Origin of the sequence: Paucibacter sp. PLA-PC-4 (assembly GCF_026241155.1) — a bacterium.
In the GTDB taxonomy this organism is placed as follows: domain Bacteria; phylum Pseudomonadota; class Gammaproteobacteria; order Burkholderiales; family Burkholderiaceae_C; genus Roseateles_E.
The window spans coordinates 256,502-274,383 of the sequence record NZ_JAPFGP010000009.1 but is presented as its reverse complement, the minus strand read 5'-3'; the positions used below and the strand labels follow the sequence as shown (position 1 = coordinate 274,383).

At 65.7% G+C, this 17,882-nt stretch carries 15 protein-coding genes and 1 pseudogene; 3 read left to right on the top strand and 13 right to left on the bottom strand.

Annotation, left to right across the window (positions count from 1 at the left end):
* The 4 genes and pseudogenes from OOZ63_RS16135 to OOZ63_RS16120 form a co-directional block, all read right to left on the bottom strand.
* Positions 1 to 142, bottom strand: a pseudogene (locus tag OOZ63_RS16135) (amidohydrolase); the annotation flags it as partial.
* Complete coding sequence (locus tag OOZ63_RS16130) at positions 139 to 825, bottom strand: substrate-binding domain-containing protein (RefSeq protein WP_266006569.1); 687 nt, start codon at positions 823 to 825, stop codon at positions 139 to 141. The gene OOZ63_RS16130 and the pseudogene OOZ63_RS16135, both read right to left, overlap by 4 nt.
* Before the next feature lie 15 nt (positions 826 to 840).
* Entirely contained in the window at positions 841 to 1,818 is a 978-nt protein-coding gene (locus OOZ63_RS16125; RefSeq protein ID WP_266006568.1) for a Bug family tripartite tricarboxylate transporter substrate binding protein, read from the bottom strand.
* 18 nt (positions 1,819 to 1,836) lie between these two features.
* A complete protein-coding gene (locus tag OOZ63_RS16120) occupies positions 1,837 to 2,973 on the bottom strand; it encodes a porin (protein WP_266006567.1) in 1,137 nt (378 codons plus the stop codon).
* Between the two features lie 312 nt (positions 2,974 to 3,285).
* Between OOZ63_RS16120 and OOZ63_RS16115 the strand changes: the two genes are divergently transcribed.
* Together OOZ63_RS16115 and OOZ63_RS16110 are read left to right on the top strand one after the other, a co-directional pair.
* Positions 3,286 to 3,573, top strand: coding sequence for a hypothetical protein (locus tag OOZ63_RS16115; RefSeq protein WP_266006566.1), 288 nt, complete (start codon positions 3,286 to 3,288; stop codon positions 3,571 to 3,573).
* A gap of 145 nt (positions 3,574 to 3,718) precedes the next feature.
* On the top strand, positions 3,719 to 3,970 hold the full coding sequence (locus OOZ63_RS16110; RefSeq protein WP_266006565.1) for a hypothetical protein: 252 nt from the start codon (positions 3,719 to 3,721) through the stop codon (positions 3,968 to 3,970).
* Between the two features lie 62 nt (positions 3,971 to 4,032).
* Here OOZ63_RS16110 and OOZ63_RS16105 read toward each other — a convergent pair whose 3' ends face one another.
* Positions 4,033 to 4,422: a nuclear transport factor 2 family protein gene (locus tag OOZ63_RS16105; RefSeq protein ID WP_266006564.1), complete on the bottom strand. Its 390-nt coding sequence runs from the start codon at positions 4,420 to 4,422 to the stop codon at positions 4,033 to 4,035.
* Positions 4,423 to 4,567: 145 nt separating this feature from the next.
* On the opposite strand from OOZ63_RS16105, the gene OOZ63_RS16100 reads away from it, so the two are divergent.
* The gene (locus OOZ63_RS16100; RefSeq protein WP_266006563.1) at positions 4,568 to 5,452 is read left to right on the top strand and encodes an AraC family transcriptional regulator; all 885 of its coding nucleotides are present in this window, start codon (positions 4,568 to 4,570) and stop codon (positions 5,450 to 5,452) included.
* 27 nt (positions 5,453 to 5,479) lie between these two features.
* Here OOZ63_RS16100 and OOZ63_RS16095 read toward each other — a convergent pair whose 3' ends face one another.
* From OOZ63_RS16095 to OOZ63_RS16060, 8 genes are read right to left on the bottom strand one after another with little or no spacing between them, the layout of a single operon-like run.
* Positions 5,480 to 7,243: a carboxylesterase/lipase family protein gene (locus tag OOZ63_RS16095; RefSeq protein WP_266006562.1), complete on the bottom strand. Its 1,764-nt coding sequence runs from the start codon at positions 7,241 to 7,243 to the stop codon at positions 5,480 to 5,482.
* Positions 7,240 to 8,823, bottom strand: a complete 1,584-nt coding sequence (locus tag OOZ63_RS16090) for a methyl-accepting chemotaxis protein (RefSeq protein ID WP_266006561.1) — start codon at positions 8,821 to 8,823, stop codon at positions 7,240 to 7,242. Before OOZ63_RS16090 ends, OOZ63_RS16095 begins: the two co-directional genes overlap by 4 nt.
* Entirely contained in the window at positions 8,820 to 11,243 is a 2,424-nt protein-coding gene (locus OOZ63_RS16085; RefSeq protein ID WP_266006560.1) for an efflux RND transporter permease subunit, read from the bottom strand. Before OOZ63_RS16085 ends, OOZ63_RS16090 begins: the two co-directional genes overlap by 4 nt.
* Positions 11,244 to 11,277: 34 nt before the next feature.
* Positions 11,278 to 12,318: a WD40/YVTN/BNR-like repeat-containing protein gene (locus OOZ63_RS16080; protein WP_266006559.1), complete on the bottom strand. Its 1,041-nt coding sequence runs from the start codon at positions 12,316 to 12,318 to the stop codon at positions 11,278 to 11,280.
* Complete coding sequence (locus tag OOZ63_RS16075) at positions 12,315 to 13,661, bottom strand: DUF1329 domain-containing protein (RefSeq protein WP_266006558.1); 1,347 nt, start codon at positions 13,659 to 13,661, stop codon at positions 12,315 to 12,317. The genes OOZ63_RS16080 and OOZ63_RS16075 overlap by 4 nt, the downstream gene beginning before the upstream one ends.
* Positions 13,662 to 13,681: 20 nt before the next feature.
* The gene (locus OOZ63_RS16070; protein ID WP_266006557.1) at positions 13,682 to 15,421 is read right to left on the bottom strand and encodes a DUF1302 domain-containing protein; all 1,740 of its coding nucleotides are present in this window, start codon (positions 15,419 to 15,421) and stop codon (positions 13,682 to 13,684) included.
* A gap of 33 nt (positions 15,422 to 15,454) precedes the next feature.
* Positions 15,455 to 16,222 carry a coniferyl-alcohol dehydrogenase gene (locus OOZ63_RS16065; protein WP_266006556.1) on the bottom strand — a complete coding sequence of 256 codons (768 nt, stop codon included), beginning with the start codon at positions 16,220 to 16,222 and terminating at the stop codon, positions 15,455 to 15,457.
* 43 nt (positions 16,223 to 16,265) lie between these two features.
* On the bottom strand, positions 16,266 to 17,732 hold the full coding sequence (locus OOZ63_RS16060; RefSeq protein WP_266006555.1) for a benzaldehyde dehydrogenase: 1,467 nt from the start codon (positions 17,730 to 17,732) through the stop codon (positions 16,266 to 16,268).
* Positions 17,733 to 17,882 lie beyond the last annotated feature (150 nt).

Genomic DNA, 17,882 nt, shown 5'->3' with positions numbered 1-17,882 from the left:
CGCGCAGTTCGTCGTCGCTGATCTTGAGATCGCTGGCCTTGGGCGCCTTGCCCGGCGCCATCAGGCCGGCGATCTGCAGATCGCGCCAGGCGCCGAGTGCGGCCGGCGCCGTGGTGTAGTGGCCGTGCACGTCGATGATCATGGGCAAACCTCTGGAATCGCCATGCCATGGCGAACAATGGTGGCGGCCGCTTCACGGCTGCGCAGGAAGTCGAGCAGGGCGGCCGTGGTGGGTGCGGCGTTGCGGCCCAGCGCTGCGCTGAATCGGGTGGTCAGAGCGATCTCTGCCGGCAGTTCCCCCAGCAGTGATATGCCGGGCTGGCCAAGCAGCTCGCTGCGCTGCTGGATGCCCAGGCGCGCGGTGCCGCTGGCCAGCATGGTCGCCACCGGAACGCCCACAGGTGCCTGGTGCAGCCGTGGTTGCAGCGCCTTGCGCAGACCCCAGTCGTCTAGCAGTCGCATCAGCGCCTGACCGCTAGGCCCAGTGGAGTAGCCGATGGTCTCGGCCGACAGCAACGCAGCCTGGAAGGCTTCGACGGTGTCGATGCGCGGCCGGGGATCTTGAGCCGGCACGGCCACTGCGAGGCTAGAGTCAGCCAGGGCTTGCGGGCTTTGTACCCAACCCTCGGCCGCCAGTGACTGCAGCGCATCATCTGCCAGCAGCACCAGATCAAAGCGTTCGCCCTCGCGCAGTCGGCGTGCGACATCGACACCGCCGGCGGCCTCGGCCTGCACGGCGGCGCCGCCGGCCCGCGAAAAACCGGCCACCAGATCAACGAGCAATTGACGCATTGCCATTGAGGAGATCGTATGCAGGGCTGCCATGGTGCTGCGCTGCATTCAGCTATCCGCCGTGAAACCGATGCGTTTGATTAGCGGGCCCCAGCGTTCGAATTCCTCGCGCTGGCTTCGCGTCATCTGCTCCGGTGTCGAACCCTGCACCAGCAAGCCCACGCCGCTCAGCGCCTCAATGAGCGACCTGTCCTTCAGCGCGGCCTGGATGGCACCATGGGCGGTGGCTAGCACGGGCTGCGGGCTGCGGGCCGTGGCGTAGAAGCCGTACCACTCCTCGACACTCAGATCTCCCAGCCCCTGCTCGGCGAAGGTGGGCACGTCCGGCGCAAACGGCAGCCGCTTGTGGCCGCTGGTCGCTAGCAGCCTGAGCTTGCCGGCGCGATGGAAATTCAGGAAGTCACCGGTAGGCGTGAACATCGCGGCGATCTGGCCGCCAACCAGATCAGTGACGCCGGGCATGGATCCGCGGTAGGGGATGTGTCGTAACTCCACATCCTGGCCGAGCCCCAGCAAGGCGCCGAGGAAATGCGGCGTTGAGCCGGCGGCGGGCGAGCCATAGCTGGCCTTGTCCGGATTGGCCTTGGCCCAGGCGACAAAGCCCTTGACCGTGGTGACGCTGGCCGGCACCGCCGGGCCCACCGCCATGCCGTGGTGAGACACCACAGCCGTACTGACCGGGATCAGGTCGACGACTGGGTCATAGCCCAGACGTCGGTAGACATGCGGGTAGATGGCCGTGGTGGCCATCGGTGTCAGCGCCAGCACCGAGCCGTCCGCCGGCAGGGTTTTCAGCGCTTCCAGTGCGATGCGCCCGCCCGCGCCAACGCGGTTCTCGACAATGGGTGCAAGCTTGGCGTAGGGGCTGCCGCCCAGGCGTTCGGCGATGCGGCGTGCTGCCACATCGCCCGAGCTGCCGGCTGGAAAGCCATAGAGGATGCGTGCCTGCTCGAAGCCCTGTGCCCGTGCAGGTAGCGTTGTAGCGCCGGCCAGCAGGGCCAGGGTTTGCCGACGATTCAAGGTCATGGTGTGCTCTCCCTGCTGTCAGAAGCTGTGGCGTATGCCGGTGGCCCACAGGCCGGAGCGTCCGCCAGTGGTCGGGCGCAGATCGGCCGTGATCGCGGCTTGGCCCAGGGCCGAGTTGCTCAGACTGCCGTAGGCGCTGAAGACCTGGCTGCGTTTGCTCAGGCTGTAGGCATAGGCGATCGACCAGGCACTGACGTCGTCCGCCGAGGCCGAGAACGGCACTGACATATTGGCCATGCGGCGGCCGCGGTGGGCATCAGCGACGTGAAGGCGGCCGACCGAGAAACCCACCGTGTGAAGTCCCAAGGGCATGCTGATGCCGGCCAGCAAGATGCGATCGGAGGCTTCGGAGCCGGCAATGGCGCTGCCGGCTCCGGGTGCCGCGACGGCCGAGCCCTTGCGCGAGAACGCGGCGGCCATCACCCGCGCGCCGCTGAATGCGTACTGGACGCCGACGGCGACGTCGGCCTGGGCGATCTGGTTTCCGGCCAGCGCCGGAATACGGTTGTAGACCAGATCGGCGGAGAAGGGGCCGGCGGCATAGCCAAAGCCCAACTGGGTTAGCTTGGGCGATCCGGCGGCAAAGCTTCCGCCTTCACCGGCCGACTGCATGACCGAGAAGGTCAGCCCCGACCAGCGTGGCGAGTGGTACGTCAGCGAGTTGCTGGTACGCGAGCCGACTCCGTCGATGTTCATCACGGGCGCAAATGCGCTGCCCGAAGCGATGGCGAGATTGCCCAGCACATCGGTGCTCAGCCAGCCGGTCGCTGAGTACTTGATGCCGAAGCTGCGGCCTGCGGTATGGATGCGGCCCAGCGATAGCCGGCCGAAGCCCCCCTCCAGATACACCAGGGACTGGCGGCCCCAGAACTTGCCGCCCTGACCCAGGCCGCCTGTATCTCCGGCCGGTTGGCTCTCCAGCGTGAAGCCGGCGCTGAGCCCACCGCCCAGGTCCTCGCTGCCGGCTATGCCGAATACATTGGGATTGAGTCCGCTGTTGAGCACCTTGCGCGAGCTGGTGCCGCTGGCGCTCTGATGTCCGCCGTAGTAGTCCAGTGCGCCATAGATCCGGACGCTGGACTGGGCCCAGAGTGTCGGCGCCAGGGTCGCCGCGCCCAGTGCGATCGCCAGCGATCTCAAGCAATTGCTAGTCATGGATGTCTCCGTTCCGGCATTGAGTCACTCTGAATGTGGTGACATATTTGCAAGAATAATGATTAGCCAAGCTATCGACAAGCTAGGGTTTGTATTGGGGCTGAGCACGCTGCCGTGCGGTAGGCAGGCGCTTGTTTCCGGACCTTTCTCGGCCCGATTGGCCGATGTCCCGTTGTGGCCGACTGGCACAGTGCGGAGAATGGACGCTGGGGCTACGTCTTGGAGGCGGACTTGGGTAGGCAGCGAGCTTCTCTGATCGCCGCCATCCGTTTAGCGCCACGGCGTAAGTGGATAGGTCTACTGGCCGGGGCGATGTTCCTGAAGTCGAATGGACATGCCGTCGAGCCAGTGCCGCATGCTGCGGTCCACGATGTGCCGCCCTTCGGGTTTCGGACCAGTTTTGGTGTGGTGGCGGGCGTGCTGGTCGACTGGTGTCAAGAACTCGCCTCGGAGGCAAGACTCGGCATCTCGGTTGAGTTGACCCCTGTGCCTCGTGTGGTCTGCCCCATTGGGCAGGGGCAGATCGACTGGGCGGTCCTGATCAAATCGCTCCAGCTACCTGGAAGGGTCAAGATGATTTCCAGCGTCTGCGCGTTTTAATCGAGCATCTGGTCGTTGCACTCGTCGCTGCTGCGAGGATCAGGCTACCTTGCCGGACACCGTCTTGCCGTTCTGAAGGGCGGAGGTGCCGAGCGGATTGTCGGAGACCTGCAGGCGTTTCGAAGCCGTGACGAGCGTCGGCGCCATGGTCTATGTGCTGCGACTGCGCCGTGTGGATGCTTCGCTGATCACCGACCTCGCACTGCGCAGCTATCTGGCAAAAGCTGAGGGCGTCAAGTTCTTCCGTGAGGCGCGTCGAGTGTTCGATTTCTCGTCTGCGTTGAAGCTCAATGGTCTTGATCGCGCAAGCCTTATGGTCAGGAGACGCTTTACGTCTGCGGCTCTGGGGGCGAGCCGTTGGTATGAGGCCTTGCTGGCCGGCTACACGGCGGCTTAGCCGCCGGCATCCTCACTGAAGCCATGACCTTCGTCGAGGTGATCCATGGCGGGACGGTCTGGTCAGCGCCCCCAGAACGTATCCTCTTGGGCCTGATCGCTCGAAAACAGCCTGACCTCGACGATCTTGCCGCCTTCAATGCGAAGGGCGTCTACACCTGCTTGCTTGAGTTTGAAACCGTCGCGCTCACCGGCGAACTCAATCATGATGGCTACCCAATCGCCATTGGCCATGTAGTGGCTGGCATGGGTGATTGCGAAAGTACCGCCGGAGACTTCCATCATTTTTCCCAGCATAGGGCCCACCTGAGCCATCCCTCGGTGGGTGCCGGAAAACTGGTTGCTGCCGGGCTGGTGCCATATCACTTCGGGCGAGATCAGGGCGCCAAGTGTTGCTTGATCGCCTGTTTGCACGGCCTTGATGTAGGTCTTGGCGATATCGATGCTGTTCATGCTGTGTTCCAGGTCGAGACTGTTGCTGTGAATGGTTATTGTTGGACATTAATGCTGGTGATGTGCGGTCCGTATCGGACATAAGATGATCATTTTTGGACAAATTGATGGGGAGTCCGATGAGCTTTGGTCAAGGACTACGCAGGTGAACAATGAAATCCAGCCGCTTGGCTATCGGCCGAGAGCACCATACCCACTGGACCTGGAGATATTCACCGTGGCCGATCTGAAGGCACGCGGAAGCGCGAAGAAGGTCCAGACAACGCATCGATACGAGTTCTATGCCCTGGTTTGTGTGACACAGGGTGCGTGTACTCAGGTCGTCGATTTCAAGCCGATCTCGTGTTCTGCCGGCTCGCTGCTGGTGTTGCGGCCAGGCCAGGCTCACAACTATGGAATGGACGAAGGCTGGGACGGATGGAACGTGCTGTTTCGCCCGGAGTTCGTGTTGCCCGCATCAACTGCGCCAAGAGACCTTGGACTCGCGGTCAATCTGCATAAGCTACCAGAGCACATTGCTCTGAGTGGCAATGAACTGCTGACGGTGATGGCAACGATTGAGCAGATGCGCGAGGACACGAGTCTGGACGCCCAGATCGATGATGTGCACGCGCTGCTCAGGGGGCAACTTCACGGACTGCTAGCACGGCTCTTTATTGTGCAGTCGCGACAACGGATGTCTGAGCCGACAACTTCCCCTGCATGGCAGCGCTTCAAGCGCTTCCAGCAACTGGTGGAAGAACGCTTTGCTCAATCGCATCGCGTGAACTACTACGCAAGCCAGCTTGGATACACCGAAAAGAGTCTGGCGCGTGCAGTGGATTCGGCGATGGGTGTGACTGCCAAGGCCTTCATCGCTGCACGGATCAATCTGGAGGCAAAACGACTGTTGGTGCATACGGATATGACTGTTGCCACCATAGCCGAGAAGCTGGGATTCGACGAAGCCACCAACTTCAGCAAGTTCTTCAGACGTGAATCGGGCTGCGCGCCGGCCGAATTTCGGCGGCGGCAAAGAGCAGAGCTTTGACGGAGTGACTGGCGGGACTTCGGCCCCTCAGATTTCCATTTGCGGGCGATGTGCTGAAGCGGGATCGTTCAGGCCCAGTTGCTGACGCAGCACTTCGTACTCGACTTCGGTGGCATGGCCGACGAAGAGCGGCGACCACAGGAAGACGCGGGCGAAGGCTCGCAGCCGCAGTGGCGCAGGCAGGCGCGCGAGCTCATCCTCGAGCAGTTCGCGCTTAATGCGCTCCAGCGACTCGCGCATCGCTGCCATGCGCAGGCCGCCGTCGCGCGCCGTGTCAAACACCAGACTTTCCTCACCCTGCGGGCCGCGCCTCAACCAGGCCGTGCCGTCCGGCAGGCGGGGCTCGCCCTGGCGTGCGAAGGTGACCCAGGCTGTGCCCATCGCCCGGCACAGTTGCAGCCGACCGGCGCGGTTGAAGGGCGTGTTGACCTGGAATAAGTCAAACTCGCCGGCCTCGTCGCGGAACACAAATGGCATTTCCATCGCATGGGCCGCGCCAAGTAGCAGGTCAGGCCGGATGAAGGGCAGGGCTGGCGCCTCGTCCCAATCGAAGCGATAGCTCCAGACCTCGGTGTGGCCGCTGCGCAGCATCGCGTCGGCCGGCCGGTCTACATGGTGGGCACGCCAGGCGCGCGACAGCAGGCCCGATTCGACCAGATAGGCTGTGCGCTCGCGCAGTATCGGCAGCTTGCCCGCCAGCAGTCGGCAGTGCTCGGGCTTGCCAGCGAGGAAGGTGCGGTATTCGTCGCGATTGCTGCCGATCAGCACCGGCACGCGATTCCACTGCCCCTTCGCAAAGAGCTCTGGCAGTGGTGTCAGCGGTAGCACCGTGCCGTCGCGTACCGGTCGGGGGCCGAGGTAGATGCCTTCACTGCCTGGTATCTGGGCGGCTAGCAGCTCGGCAGGGCTGAGCATGCGCAGCCACTCGGCCATCCTAGCCGGGGGCAGGTCTTGCCGGCCGGCCGCGTTTAGCAGGCGCCGGCCTATCACCAGGGCGCCACTGCGTCGGCTCTCCAGCGGCGAGTCCAAACCATGCTGCGCCTCGTCCATGCTGAAGCTTTCGCACACCGGGCTCTGCGCGATGGCGCGGTGAAATAGCCCGGCCGCCAAGGGGCTGGCCAGCAGCAGCAGAACGTTCTGGCCGCCTGCGGACTCGCCGAACACCGTCACACAGCCGGGGTCACCGCCGAAGGCTTCGATGTGATCGCGCACCCAGCGCAGCGCGGCGATCAAATCCAGCAACGCGAAGTTGCCGGAGCGCTCGTCGTCGCTAAGGCCGGGCTCGGCCTGCAGGTCCGGGTGAGCGAACCAGCCCAGCACACCCAGACGATAGTTGACCGTCACGACGATCACGTCATCCTGGGCGGCGAGGTTGCCCGCCACGTCGTAGCCAGCCGAGCCGCCGACCGCATTGCCCCCGCCATGGATCCAGACCATCACCGGCCGGCGTTCATGGCCCCGGGGCACCTGCACGGGCGAGCAGGCCGGAGCAAAGACGTTGAGGCTCAGGCAATCCTCCTCGCCGACAAGCTGGCCGTGCAGCGCCGCCGGCACCGGTGCCAGCTTGCCGGCGTATTGCGGCGCCACCGGCCCATGCTGCAGGGCTTCGACTATGCCTGGCCAGGACAGCAGCGGCTGCGGAGCGCGCCAGCGCAGGGGCCCCACCGGGGGCGCGGCATAGCGGATGCCGCGCCAGGCATGGCAACCGTTGGTTTCCACGCTGCCGAGAAACTGGCTGCCGCCGACGGGGCGGCGGGTGTCGGGGTGGGCCGTGGGGGCGGGTTTGTTCATGCGTAAGTCCCTTGCTCGTTGCCGAGCTTGAAGAGGTCGACGGAGCGCGACAGCTCGCTGGCCTGCGACTGCAATGTGGCGGCCGAGGCGCTGAGCTGTTCCACCAGCGCGGCGTCCTGCTGGGTGCTTTTCTCCAACGCCGCGACCCTGGCATCCACGCTGTGCAGGCCCTGGCTTTGCTGGGTGGCGTCGCTGGCCAGACCGGTCAGGGCCAATGCGGAGCGTTCGACTGCCTGGACCAGTTCATGGACCACCGCGCCTGTCGTTGCGGCGCACCGCTGGCCGTGATCCACGCTGTCCTGGGTAGCGCCGCTGAGCGCGCGAATCTCGGTGGCGGCATCGCTGGCACGACGGGCGAGTTGGCGCACCTCCTGGGCCACCACCGCGAAGCCACGGCCGCTGTCGCCGGCCCGCGCCGCCTCGACCGAGGCATTGAGGGCCAGCACATTGGTCTGGAAGGCGATGGCCTCGATGCTGTCGACCACTTCGCCAATGCGGGCTGCCGTTCTGGCGATGTGCTGCATGCCCTGGCTGAGTTGCGCGACGGCTACACGCCCCTGGCCCGCTTCGTTGCGCGAGGCCTCGGCCAGACCGGCTGCGTCCTGGGCCGCCGTGGCAGAACGGGTGACGGCTACCGACAGGCCGCGCAAGGTTGCCGATGCTTGCTGGAGTTGGGCGGCGGCGCGCTCGCTGCGATCCGACATCGACAGGCTGCCAGCGGCGATCTCGCGACTGGCCGAATCGACGGCGCGCGCGGAACCGCGCAGGCCAAGCACCGTGCCGCGCAGGCCCTGCTGCATCGCCGAGATGGCGCTCAGCAATCGGCCCAGTTCGTCGGTGCCGTCGGCGTGCACCGCCCCATCGAGCTCGCCCCGGGCAATTCGTTCGGCCACATGCATTGCCTTTTGAACCGGCCGGGTGATGCTGCGCAGCAGCGCCGCCGCCAGCACGATCCCCAACAGCAAGGCGGCTGCGGCGATGCTCAGCAGGATGGACTGCGAACGCCGCAGGCTGGCTCGCAGCTGCCCGACCTCGCTGGCGTTGGCGGCAGCGGCCTGACTGACGATGCTGCGCACCTGCGCCGCCCATTGCTGCTGGGCCCCCTCGGCGGGCCAGAGCGCGGTGATGGCGGCGTCGGCGCCGCGCCCTTGCTCGGCGGCCTTGAGGGCTGACTCGACGATGGGCACGGCCTGCTCGCGCAGCTCGCGTGAGCGGGCCAGTGCCTCGCGCATCGCCAGCAGCGCCTCGTCATCGCCATGCAGCAGCGCGATCAGCGCCTGCTCGGCGCCGTCGTAGCTGGTGCGTGCTGCTTCGACTCGCTGCCGTGCGTCCACCAGATCCTCGTCGTCGCTCAGCGCGATGAGGCTGCGCTCCTGCACCCACAGGTCCAGCAGCGCCGCGTTCAAGGCGTGGGCGAGATCGCTGCGCCGGTTGTTGCCCTCGACGATGCGCTGCAACTGATGCGCGGCCTGCTGGCCCTGCCAGAGTGAGAACAGGGCAATGGCCAGCAGCAGGGACAGAAGCACTGCCACACCCAGACTCAGTCGGGCCCGCAGGCCCAGCTGCGACAGTGGTTTCATCCCTGCCTCACCGCGCCCTGAGGCAGGGCCGTCGGCGCGAGCGTGGGCACGCCGGAGCTCGGGTGCAAAAGGAAACGGGCCAGCGCCGGCAGCAGCACCAGGGCGCCGACCATATTCCACAGGAACATGAAGGCTAGCAGGATCCCCATATCGGCCTGGAATTTGATCGGGCTGAAGAACCAGGTGCTGACGGCCAGGGCCAGGGTCAGGCCTGTGAGCATCACGACGCGGCCGGTGAACTGCAGCGCTGCGCGGTAGGCCTGGTCAACGCTGTCACCGCGCTTGAGGCGCTGCAACATCACCGCCAGCACATAGAGCGCGTAGTCCACTCCGATGCCCACGCCCAGTGCGATCACCGGCAATGTGGCCACCTTGACACCCATGCCCAGCAGCACCATCAGTGCCTCGCACAGCATTGAGGTCAGCACCAGGGGCAGCACCGCCACGATGGTGGCGCGCCAGGAACGGAAGGTGACCCAGCACAGCAGGATCACCGCGCCATAGACCCACAGCAGCATCTCGCGCATGGCCTTGCGAACGACCAGATTGGTCGCGGCATCGACGCCCGCCGGGCCGGCAGCCAGCAGGAAGCGCAGGTCGGACTTGGGCTGCTCGGCAATGAAGGTCTCGACTTCGGCAACGACGCGGTCCAGCGTCCGGGCCTTGTGGTCTTTCAGGAAGACATGCAGGCTCAGGAAGGAGCAGGCCTTGTTGAGCAGCTCGCGCGGCGCGATGGCTTGCACGCCGCCCAGGGCCTGGTCATTGGCGATCAGCTCATACCATTTGAAGTTTCCCTCGTTGAAGCCCACCATCGCCAGCTTGGACAGACCGGCCATGGATTGCGTGCCTTCGACCCCCGGCAACTGCTGCAGCCGCCAGGCCAGTTCGTCCACCTTGCTAAGCGTGGCATAGCGGGTGCACTGATCGTCCGGCGAGGTGACCATGACGGTCAGGATGTCGGTGCTGGCGGCGTAGTTCTGCACCAGGTAGGCGTTGTCGCGGTTGTAGCGCGAGTCGGCACGCAGCTCGGGTGCCCCGGCATCGAGATCGCCCACCTCAATGCGCAGCGATAGCGCGACGGCAACTGCCAGCAGCACGGCCGAGGCGGTGATTGCGATGAGGGCGGGCTTGCGGGAGGTGAAGGTGGCAAGCAAGCGCCAGGTGCGGCCCAGCTCGCTGGCTTGCTCCTGCCGGAGGCTGCGCTGGGCCGCTTGCGGGCTGACACCCAAATAGGACAGCAGCACGGGCAGCAGCACGAGATTGGTGAACACCAGCACGGCCACGCCGATGCTGGCGTTGGCCGCCAGGTCTTGGATCACGCGGATGTCGATCAGGGCCAACACCGCGAACCCCACCGCATCGCACAGCAGTGCGGTCAAGCCGGCCATGAAGAGACGCCGGAAGGTGTAGCGCGCAGCTACCACCCGGTGGGTGCCGCGGCCCACGTCCTGCAGGATGCCGTTCATCTTTTGTGCGCCGTGGCTCATGCCGATGGCGAACACCAGAAACGGAACCAGCACCGAGTAGGGGTCCAGGGCATACCCCAGCAGGCGCAGCAGGCCCAGCTGCCAGACCACCGCGATCAGCGAGCAGCTGACGACGATGAAGGTCGAACGCACGCAGCGCGTGTATGAGAACAGCACCGCCGCGCAGATCACGATGGCCAGCGCGAAGAACACCGCGACTTGGCGCACGCCATCGATCAGATCGCCCATGACCTTGGCGAAGCCGATGATGTGCAGCTCGATGTGATTGTTGCTGTACTTGGCGCGCAGCGCTTCGAGCTGTCGGTCCAGTTCGGCGTAATCCAGTGCCTGGCCAGTGCGCGGGTCCTTGTCCAGCAGGGGCACGTAGACGATGCTGCTGCTGAAGTCCGCCGCGACCAACTGGCCGATCTCGCCGGAGCGCTCGACATTGGCGCGCAGCTCCGCCATCGCGGTGGGGCTGCCGTCATAGCTGTCGCTGATCACGGTGTTGCCGTCCAGCCCATCCTCGGTCACCGCCACCCAGCGGGTGTTGCTGGTCCACAGCGACTTCAAGAAGGGGCGGTCGACGCCGGGCATCAGGAAGAGCTCGTCGCTGATCTGGCGCAGTGTCTCCAAATAGGCCTTGTCGAAGATGGTTCCGCTCTTGGCCGCAACGGCAATGCGCAGCGCGTTGCTGCCGCCGCCGAGCTGTTCGCGCTGTTCGAGGAAGTTGACGATGTAGGGGTGGCTGGTCGGGATGGTCTTCTCGAAGCTGGCGGCGAGCTGGATGCTCAGGGCCTGCCAGCCCAGCAGCAAGGTGGCCAGCAGGCTGATCGCCAGCACCCAAAGGCGATGGTTGAAAAACAGCCGCTCGGCGGCCGAGCCGCTGGCGGTGTTGAAGTGTTCCAACCGGCTGATGACCGGTTGTGCGGTGTCGTCGGTGGGCAGACTCACGGTACGGCTCTCGTCAGGGTGAAAGGGGACAGGCTCAGCTCAGGGCTTGGCGATGGATGCCGCGCAGCCCGCCCAGCACGAGCTGCCGCTCATCGGCGGCGGCAACCAGCGTTGCGGCGGGAAAGGGCTGGACGGCGGGGCGGCGCTCGAAGCTCTGCCCCTGGTTGCGGCTGATCAGCAGGTCGCCGTTCTGTGCCAGTAGCACGACGCTGCCATCGCTCAAGGCGATACCGGCACCCAGGCTGACCGGCAAGGGATTGGCCACCTGCTGCCAGCTTTGGCCGTGGTCCGGCGAGCGCCAGATATTGCCGCGCAGGCCATAGGCCAGCACCGTGCTGTCACCCAGCAATAGCAGGCCGAAGAAGCTGCCCTTGTAGGGTGAGGGCAGGGGCTCGAAGCTGGCGCCGCCGTCGACCGAGCGCAGCAGCAAGCCCTGCTCGCCGGCGATGTAGACACGCGAGCCGGCGGCTCGCACCGCATACAGATGCAGCTGGCGCGGATTGTTCAGGCGCGCACCGAGCGCCGTGAAGCCCTCACTGGCGTCGGCCCGCCCTTGCAGGGCCAGGCCGTAAGCGCCTACGGCCAGCAGCCGGCCCTCGGCGAGGGCGAGGTCGAAGAAGGGCTTGTCGGCGCCTTGCTCGATCTGGCGCTGCGCCATGCGGCGTTGGGCATCGTCGGCTGCGGCTTGCGAAAGCAACTGGGCCGCGCGGCCGCCATCCATGACCAATGTCCAGGTCTGGCCGGCGTCCTGGGTGCGCAGCAGCGCACCGAAGTGGCCGGCGGCCCAGCCCTCGCGCTCGTTGACGAAGCCAAGCGCGGTCAGGCTCAGTTGCACTGGGACGCTGGCCTGTGTCCACTGCTGACCCTGATCGTCGCTCCACAGCACGATGCCGCGCTCACCGGCGAGCAGCAGGCGCCGGCCTGCGCGGGCCGCGGTCAGCAGTGCCGCGCTCGGTGCCAGTCGCGACGTCGCGGCAGGCCGGCCGAGCACGGACGGTAGTCCGGGGCTGGCGAGCACCGAGCCCCACGGGCTCAGTCCGACCCCTATGCCCTGCAGCAGGCGGCGCCGTATCACCGCGTGCCCTCGTTGGCCAGTTCCTCGGGGCTGAAGAAGCTGCGCTGCAGAGAGGGCAGGGTCTTGACCTGCACCGGCAGCTCGTTGGTGGCCATGTTCAGGTAGTAGGCACCCGTCTGCAGGTCGTAGCCACCCCAGAACACATTGCCCAGCACGGCGCCTTGCATGTCGGGCGCGGTCAGCATCAGGGCGTAGTTGGTGCGCCAGAGTTCGCCCTTGGCATCCCAGCCGTCAAACAGCACGATCTGCCAGCTGTCCTCGTCGATGTAGTACTTGCGCTTGGCTGCTACATGGCGTTTGCCCGCTGCCAGCGTGGCCTCGACTTCCCAGACCCGATGCAGCTCCCAGCGGACCAGATTCGGGTTCAGCGTGCCTGGAGTCACCAGGTCCGCCACCTTGGCCAGCGCTGCGCGGTTATTGTTGTAGGGGATGTAAAGCTCTTTCTTGCCGATCAGCTTGAGTTCGTGCTTGTCGATGGGTCCGAACAGATTGAAGGCCTCGTCAAACAGGCCGATGCCCGAGGTCACCGCGTCCGGCGTGTCATAGCCCACAGACGGTGCCTTGCGCACGCGACGCTGGCCGACCAGGTACTGCCAGAGGCCGCGCGGCGCGCTGGCGTTGAGCCCGTCGTGTGCGAGGATGGCCTCGCCGGCCTTGGAGCCCGGCTCGGAGGCGGCGAATTTTCCCAGCGCGTAGTAGCCGTCGAACTTGTCCGGCGCCACATCCGGGTCGTAGTAGACGCGGCGGAAGGTCTGCGTGCCGCCCGAGGCCATGCTGCGGCGCCCGTCTGCGGTCATGACCCAGACGCGCAGCGGTGTCTGAGTGTTGACGCCGGTCCAGGCCAAGCGGTGATTCCAGATGGCCTCGTAGCCATCCTTGGGAATCGGGAAGGGGATGCCACCGAAGGCCCCCTCGACGCCGTTGTCTGCCAGCTTGGCGCGGGTGGCATTCTTGAAGGTGTTGTCGTAGACGTACTGGGGCGCACCCGCCGGGCGTCGGCTGGGATAGACATCGATGCGGAAGTCGGGGTACTTCTTCATCAACGCCTTCACGCCGTCGCTGAGTTTGGCGGCGTGCGAGTCCATGTTCTTGGCGTTGATTTGCAGCAGCGGCTTGTCACCCGGATATGGATCCGGCCGCGGGTCGCCGTTCTTGTAGCCTGTCGGCGGCTTGACCAGGCCGCCGTCCCAGGCGGGAATGCTGCCGTCTTTGTTGGCGGCGCGTTCCGCTCCCAGCGGCGTCAGCGTGGTCCTGAGCTTGGCCGCCTCGTCGGCTGTGACAGCGGCTTGCGCCGCTGCTGCGAGCATGGCGGTGGCAGTGACCGCCCAGAGCTTGTGATTCATCATCAGTCCTCTTGTCATGATCAGAAGGTGCGCGAAGCGCTGAAGGCCACATAGGCGCGGTCGCGCAGCGTCTGGCCGAAGGTCAGCTGGCGGGGCGAGCCGCTGCCGGCCACCAAGGTTTCAGTGAAGGTCTTGGCACTGCCGAGGTAGTCGGTGTAGGTGAGCGAGAAGTTCCAGGCGTTCTGGTAGCTCGCTTTGAGGCCCACGGTCCAGTCGCCCCCCTTGGATACGCCACCGCCGAAGTTGCCGACGGCCGAAGAGCGGCCGCCAAAGTTGTAGCCCAGACCTATGGGCACGGACATATCCAGTCCCGGCGCCACCTGGAAGTAGCTCGGCTCGAACAGCAGGCGCAGTGCGAAGGCGTCCTTGGTGGTGTTGGGGTCCAGGCCGCCCACGCCGGCCCAGCTGCCGTCCGGCCCGATGGCGAAGATGTCGCGCTTGATCTTCAGGCGGCGGTTGTAGGCGATCTCGCCCAGCAGCGCGCCACCCTGCCAGAGCGCGCCGGGCTGCAGCACATAGATGCCCGAGAGCTGCAGATGGGCGGTGTTTCCCAGCGGGTAGCAGGGCGTGGACTTGTCGGTATCGCAGGCCAGGATGGGGCTGGGACCACCGATGATGGCCGGGTCGCCATTGAGCGGTGTGTTGAAGCGTACCGAGCCTTCCAGCGCCCAGTTCAGCTGGCCGATCGACGAGGTGACGCTGGCGCCAATGGTGCGGATCTTGCTGGCATAGGCCAGATGCACATTGCCGCCGGCAAAGTCGAACACCAGGGCGCTAGGCGTCTTGTCGTGATACTGGGCGGCATAGAGACCGAATTCATAGTCGCCGCCGGTCGGGCTCCAGCGCAGCTGCACACCGCCCTGACCGCTGTCCTTGGGCCGGAGGTCGGCCGATTCCAGCACCGGCAGCTCGATCGGTGAGCCGTCCGGAGCATTGCCGAAATTGACTCGGCCGCCACCGACATAGTCCTGGTTGGAGAAGTAGCTGCCGACGCCGGGCAGCTTGCTCTTGCGCCATTTGAACTGGTAGTAGGCGCCCAGCTGCAGGCCTTCAGCCAGGCGCAGCGTTCCCGACACCTGCTCGACCGGCAGCAGAACTTCCTTGAACTGCCAGCCAGGCACTGAGACGATTTTGGCGACATCCACTGGGCCCTGGGCATTGGCGATGCCGTTTTGGCCGAAGAACAGGCTCTCGCCCCATTGCAGGCTGTGTTTGCCTGCCCGCAGCGTGGCCTGCATGCCGCCAATCTCACCCTTCACATAGGCGAAGGCATCGAGAATCTCGCTGCCGCGCCCGTGCTGGCGGCGGGTGGCGGGCAGGAACTCGTTGGGTGCCTGTCCGGCGAGGTTGCTGGCGGTCGAGATGACCGGGCCCAGCGGCATGCCACCGGCATACAGCGGCGTACCCCGGTAATCGTTGCGGCCGGTGTAGATGCCGTCGCGCCAGATGGTGCCGCTCAGGCGAGCGCCGAAGTTGGGACCCGAGACGTCGAACTCGGCCAGCAGATCGGCGCGGCGCGAGATCAGTCCTTTGTCGAAATTATGGTTGCCGTCGTCCTCGTTGATGATGCCGGGGTCGACCGCGACGTCCATGCGGCTGAGTGCCGTGGACGGGCTCTTCAGCCGATGGCCCAGGCTGATCTTGGGTGTTAGGTCCAGCCGGACTTTGAGCTCCGGATTGGGTGTTTCGATCTCGAATGCCTGGGCGGCGGGCAGCGTCAGGGCTGCCAGCGCCGCCAGTGCAAGGCGGTGCTTGTGCATCGTTGTCTCCTCGGGGTGTAGTTGGCGGTGGGATCAGAGATAGGTGGCAGCGAAGCCGCCATCGACCGGCAGATTGATGCCGTTGATCCAGCGGGCGTCATCGCTGCACAGAAAGGCCAGCGCAGGGGCCACTTCATCGGCAAAGGCCGGGCGCTTCATGCGCTCGGCGTCCGCCTGCACGCGCTCGGCACCCAGCTGGGTGACAAAGTCGCCCAGGATGGGCGTGAACACCGGTCCCGGTGCCACGCAGTTCATGCGCAGGTCGCGCTCTTTGAAAAGCCTTTGCGAGCGCAGCATCGTCCAGACGATCAGCGCTTCCTTGAAGTACTCGTAGCACCCCTTCTGCTCGACCGGATGGCGCGCCAGCCAGGCCAGGCCCGCCTCGAAGCCGGAGGTCTCGGCCAAGGCTTTGTGAAGCTCAACGCGCTGCCGATAGAAGTAGCCCAGGATGGATGAGACCTGAACGATGCTGCTGCCAGCTGGCATGCGCTCGATCAAACGTTCGGTCAGGTGGCGTTGGCCGAGGTAGTTGACCCGGCCGACCAGGCCCACCGGCGCGGTTCCGGGGACGCCTGCAACATTGCACAGGCCGTCGATGCGCTCCGGCAATTGCCGCACGGCGGCGTCGATGGCCGATTCCTCGGCCAGGTCGACCTTGACGAAGCCATCCAGTGTCAGCATCGGGTCGTTGCGGTCCACGCCGATGACGCGAGCGCCACGCTGACGCATCAGTCGGGCGGTCTCGGCGCCGATGCCCGAACAGGCCCCGGTGATGACGATGGTCTTGTTGATTAGATTCATGGGTTTGTCTCCTCGTTGTGTTGATCGCTGTGGATTCCCTTGCTCAGAAGGGGTAGGGCGGTGGAGCCTCCTTGATCGTCAGCCATTGCCAGGTGGTAAAGGCCTCCCAGTCGGCCGGTCCGCCATGCACGCTGCCGTTGCCGGCCACACCGGGTCCGCCGAAGGGGTTGGTCGCGTCGTCGTTGATGGTCTGGTCGTTCACATGGACCATGCCGGCACGCAGGCGCTGGGCTAATGCCATGCCGCGGTTCAGCGAGCGGGTGATCACCGCAGCAGCGAGGCCGCCGCGGTGGGCGTTGGCCAGGGACACGGCTTCGTCGTCGGTCTTGAAGGTGATCAGGTTCAGCACCGGGCCGAAGATCTCTTCGTCATGCACCCGCATGCCGGGCTTGATGCCGCTGAGCACGGTCGGACGGTAGAAGAGCTTGTCGTAGCTGCCGCCGGCCAGCAGCGTGGCGCCACTCTCGACAGCCTCCTGCACCGCCGCATGGACGCGGTCGCGCTGGCGCGCGTCGATCAGCGGCCCCAGCGCCACCTGGCCACTGGCGCCGTTGCCCACCGGCAAGTGAGTGGCCTTGGCCACCAGGCGCTCGGTCAGTGCGGGGGCTATCGCCTCATGGACCAGCACCCGGTTGGAGGCCATGCAGATCTGCCCCTGGTGCAGCCAGGCGCCCCAGGCCGCATTGCTGGCCGCCAGATCCAGATCGGCGTCATCCAGGATCACCAGCGAGTTGGTGCCGCCGAGTTCCAGCGAGGCCTTCTTCAGATGGCCAGCCGCGAGTTCGCCGACGCGCCGGCCAGCGCCGGCCGAGCCGGTAAAGGAGATCATCGTGACCTCGGGTGCGGTGATCAGGGCCTCGCCGATGTCCGCGCCGCCCGGCAGCACGGCCAGTACGCCGGCTGGCAGGCCGGCCTCCTCGAAAATCCGTGCAATCAGCTGACCGCCGCTGACCGGGGTGCGGGGGTCGGGCTTGATCAGCACCGCATTGCCGGTGGCCAGCGCCGGTGCGACGACGCGCAGTGTCAGGATGAGGGGAAAGTTAAAGGGCGAGATCACGCCCACTACGCCATGCGGAACCCGCCGCGCCACGCTGAGCCGGCCCGGCACGCTGGGCAAGACCTGACCCTGCGGCTGCATCGGCATGGCCGCTGCCACATGGCAGAAGGTGATCGCCTCGCGCACCTCGTGCTGGCCCTTGGGCAGGATGCCGCCGGTTTCGCGGGTGATCCAAAGCGCCAACTCGTCGAAATGCTGCTGCAGCAAGGCGGCCGCCTTGTGAAACACTGCGGCGCGTTCACGCGCAGGCAGAGCGGCCCAGGCCGGCTGGCTGCGATGGGCCAGCACCGCGGATTCGGCCACGTGGGCCACATCTGCTCGGCCGGTGGTGTCGAGAATGTCGCCGGTGGCCGGCTCGATGATGTCGATCCTCTGAGCGGCGGCGCGCCAGCCGCCGATAAAGATCTGGTCACGCCAGCGCTGCGGGGCGAGGAAAGGTAGGTCTTGGTTCACGATAGGTCTCCGTTTCTAGTCTTGTTAATTGGTTTATTGTGTAAACGTTAGCATGGCTAATGAATAAAGCAAGATGCTGTTTGCATGGGCCCCTCTTCAGGCGCGGTCTTGGCTCTCGGCGATGGACTCTGGCGTGCTGTGTTGCCGGCA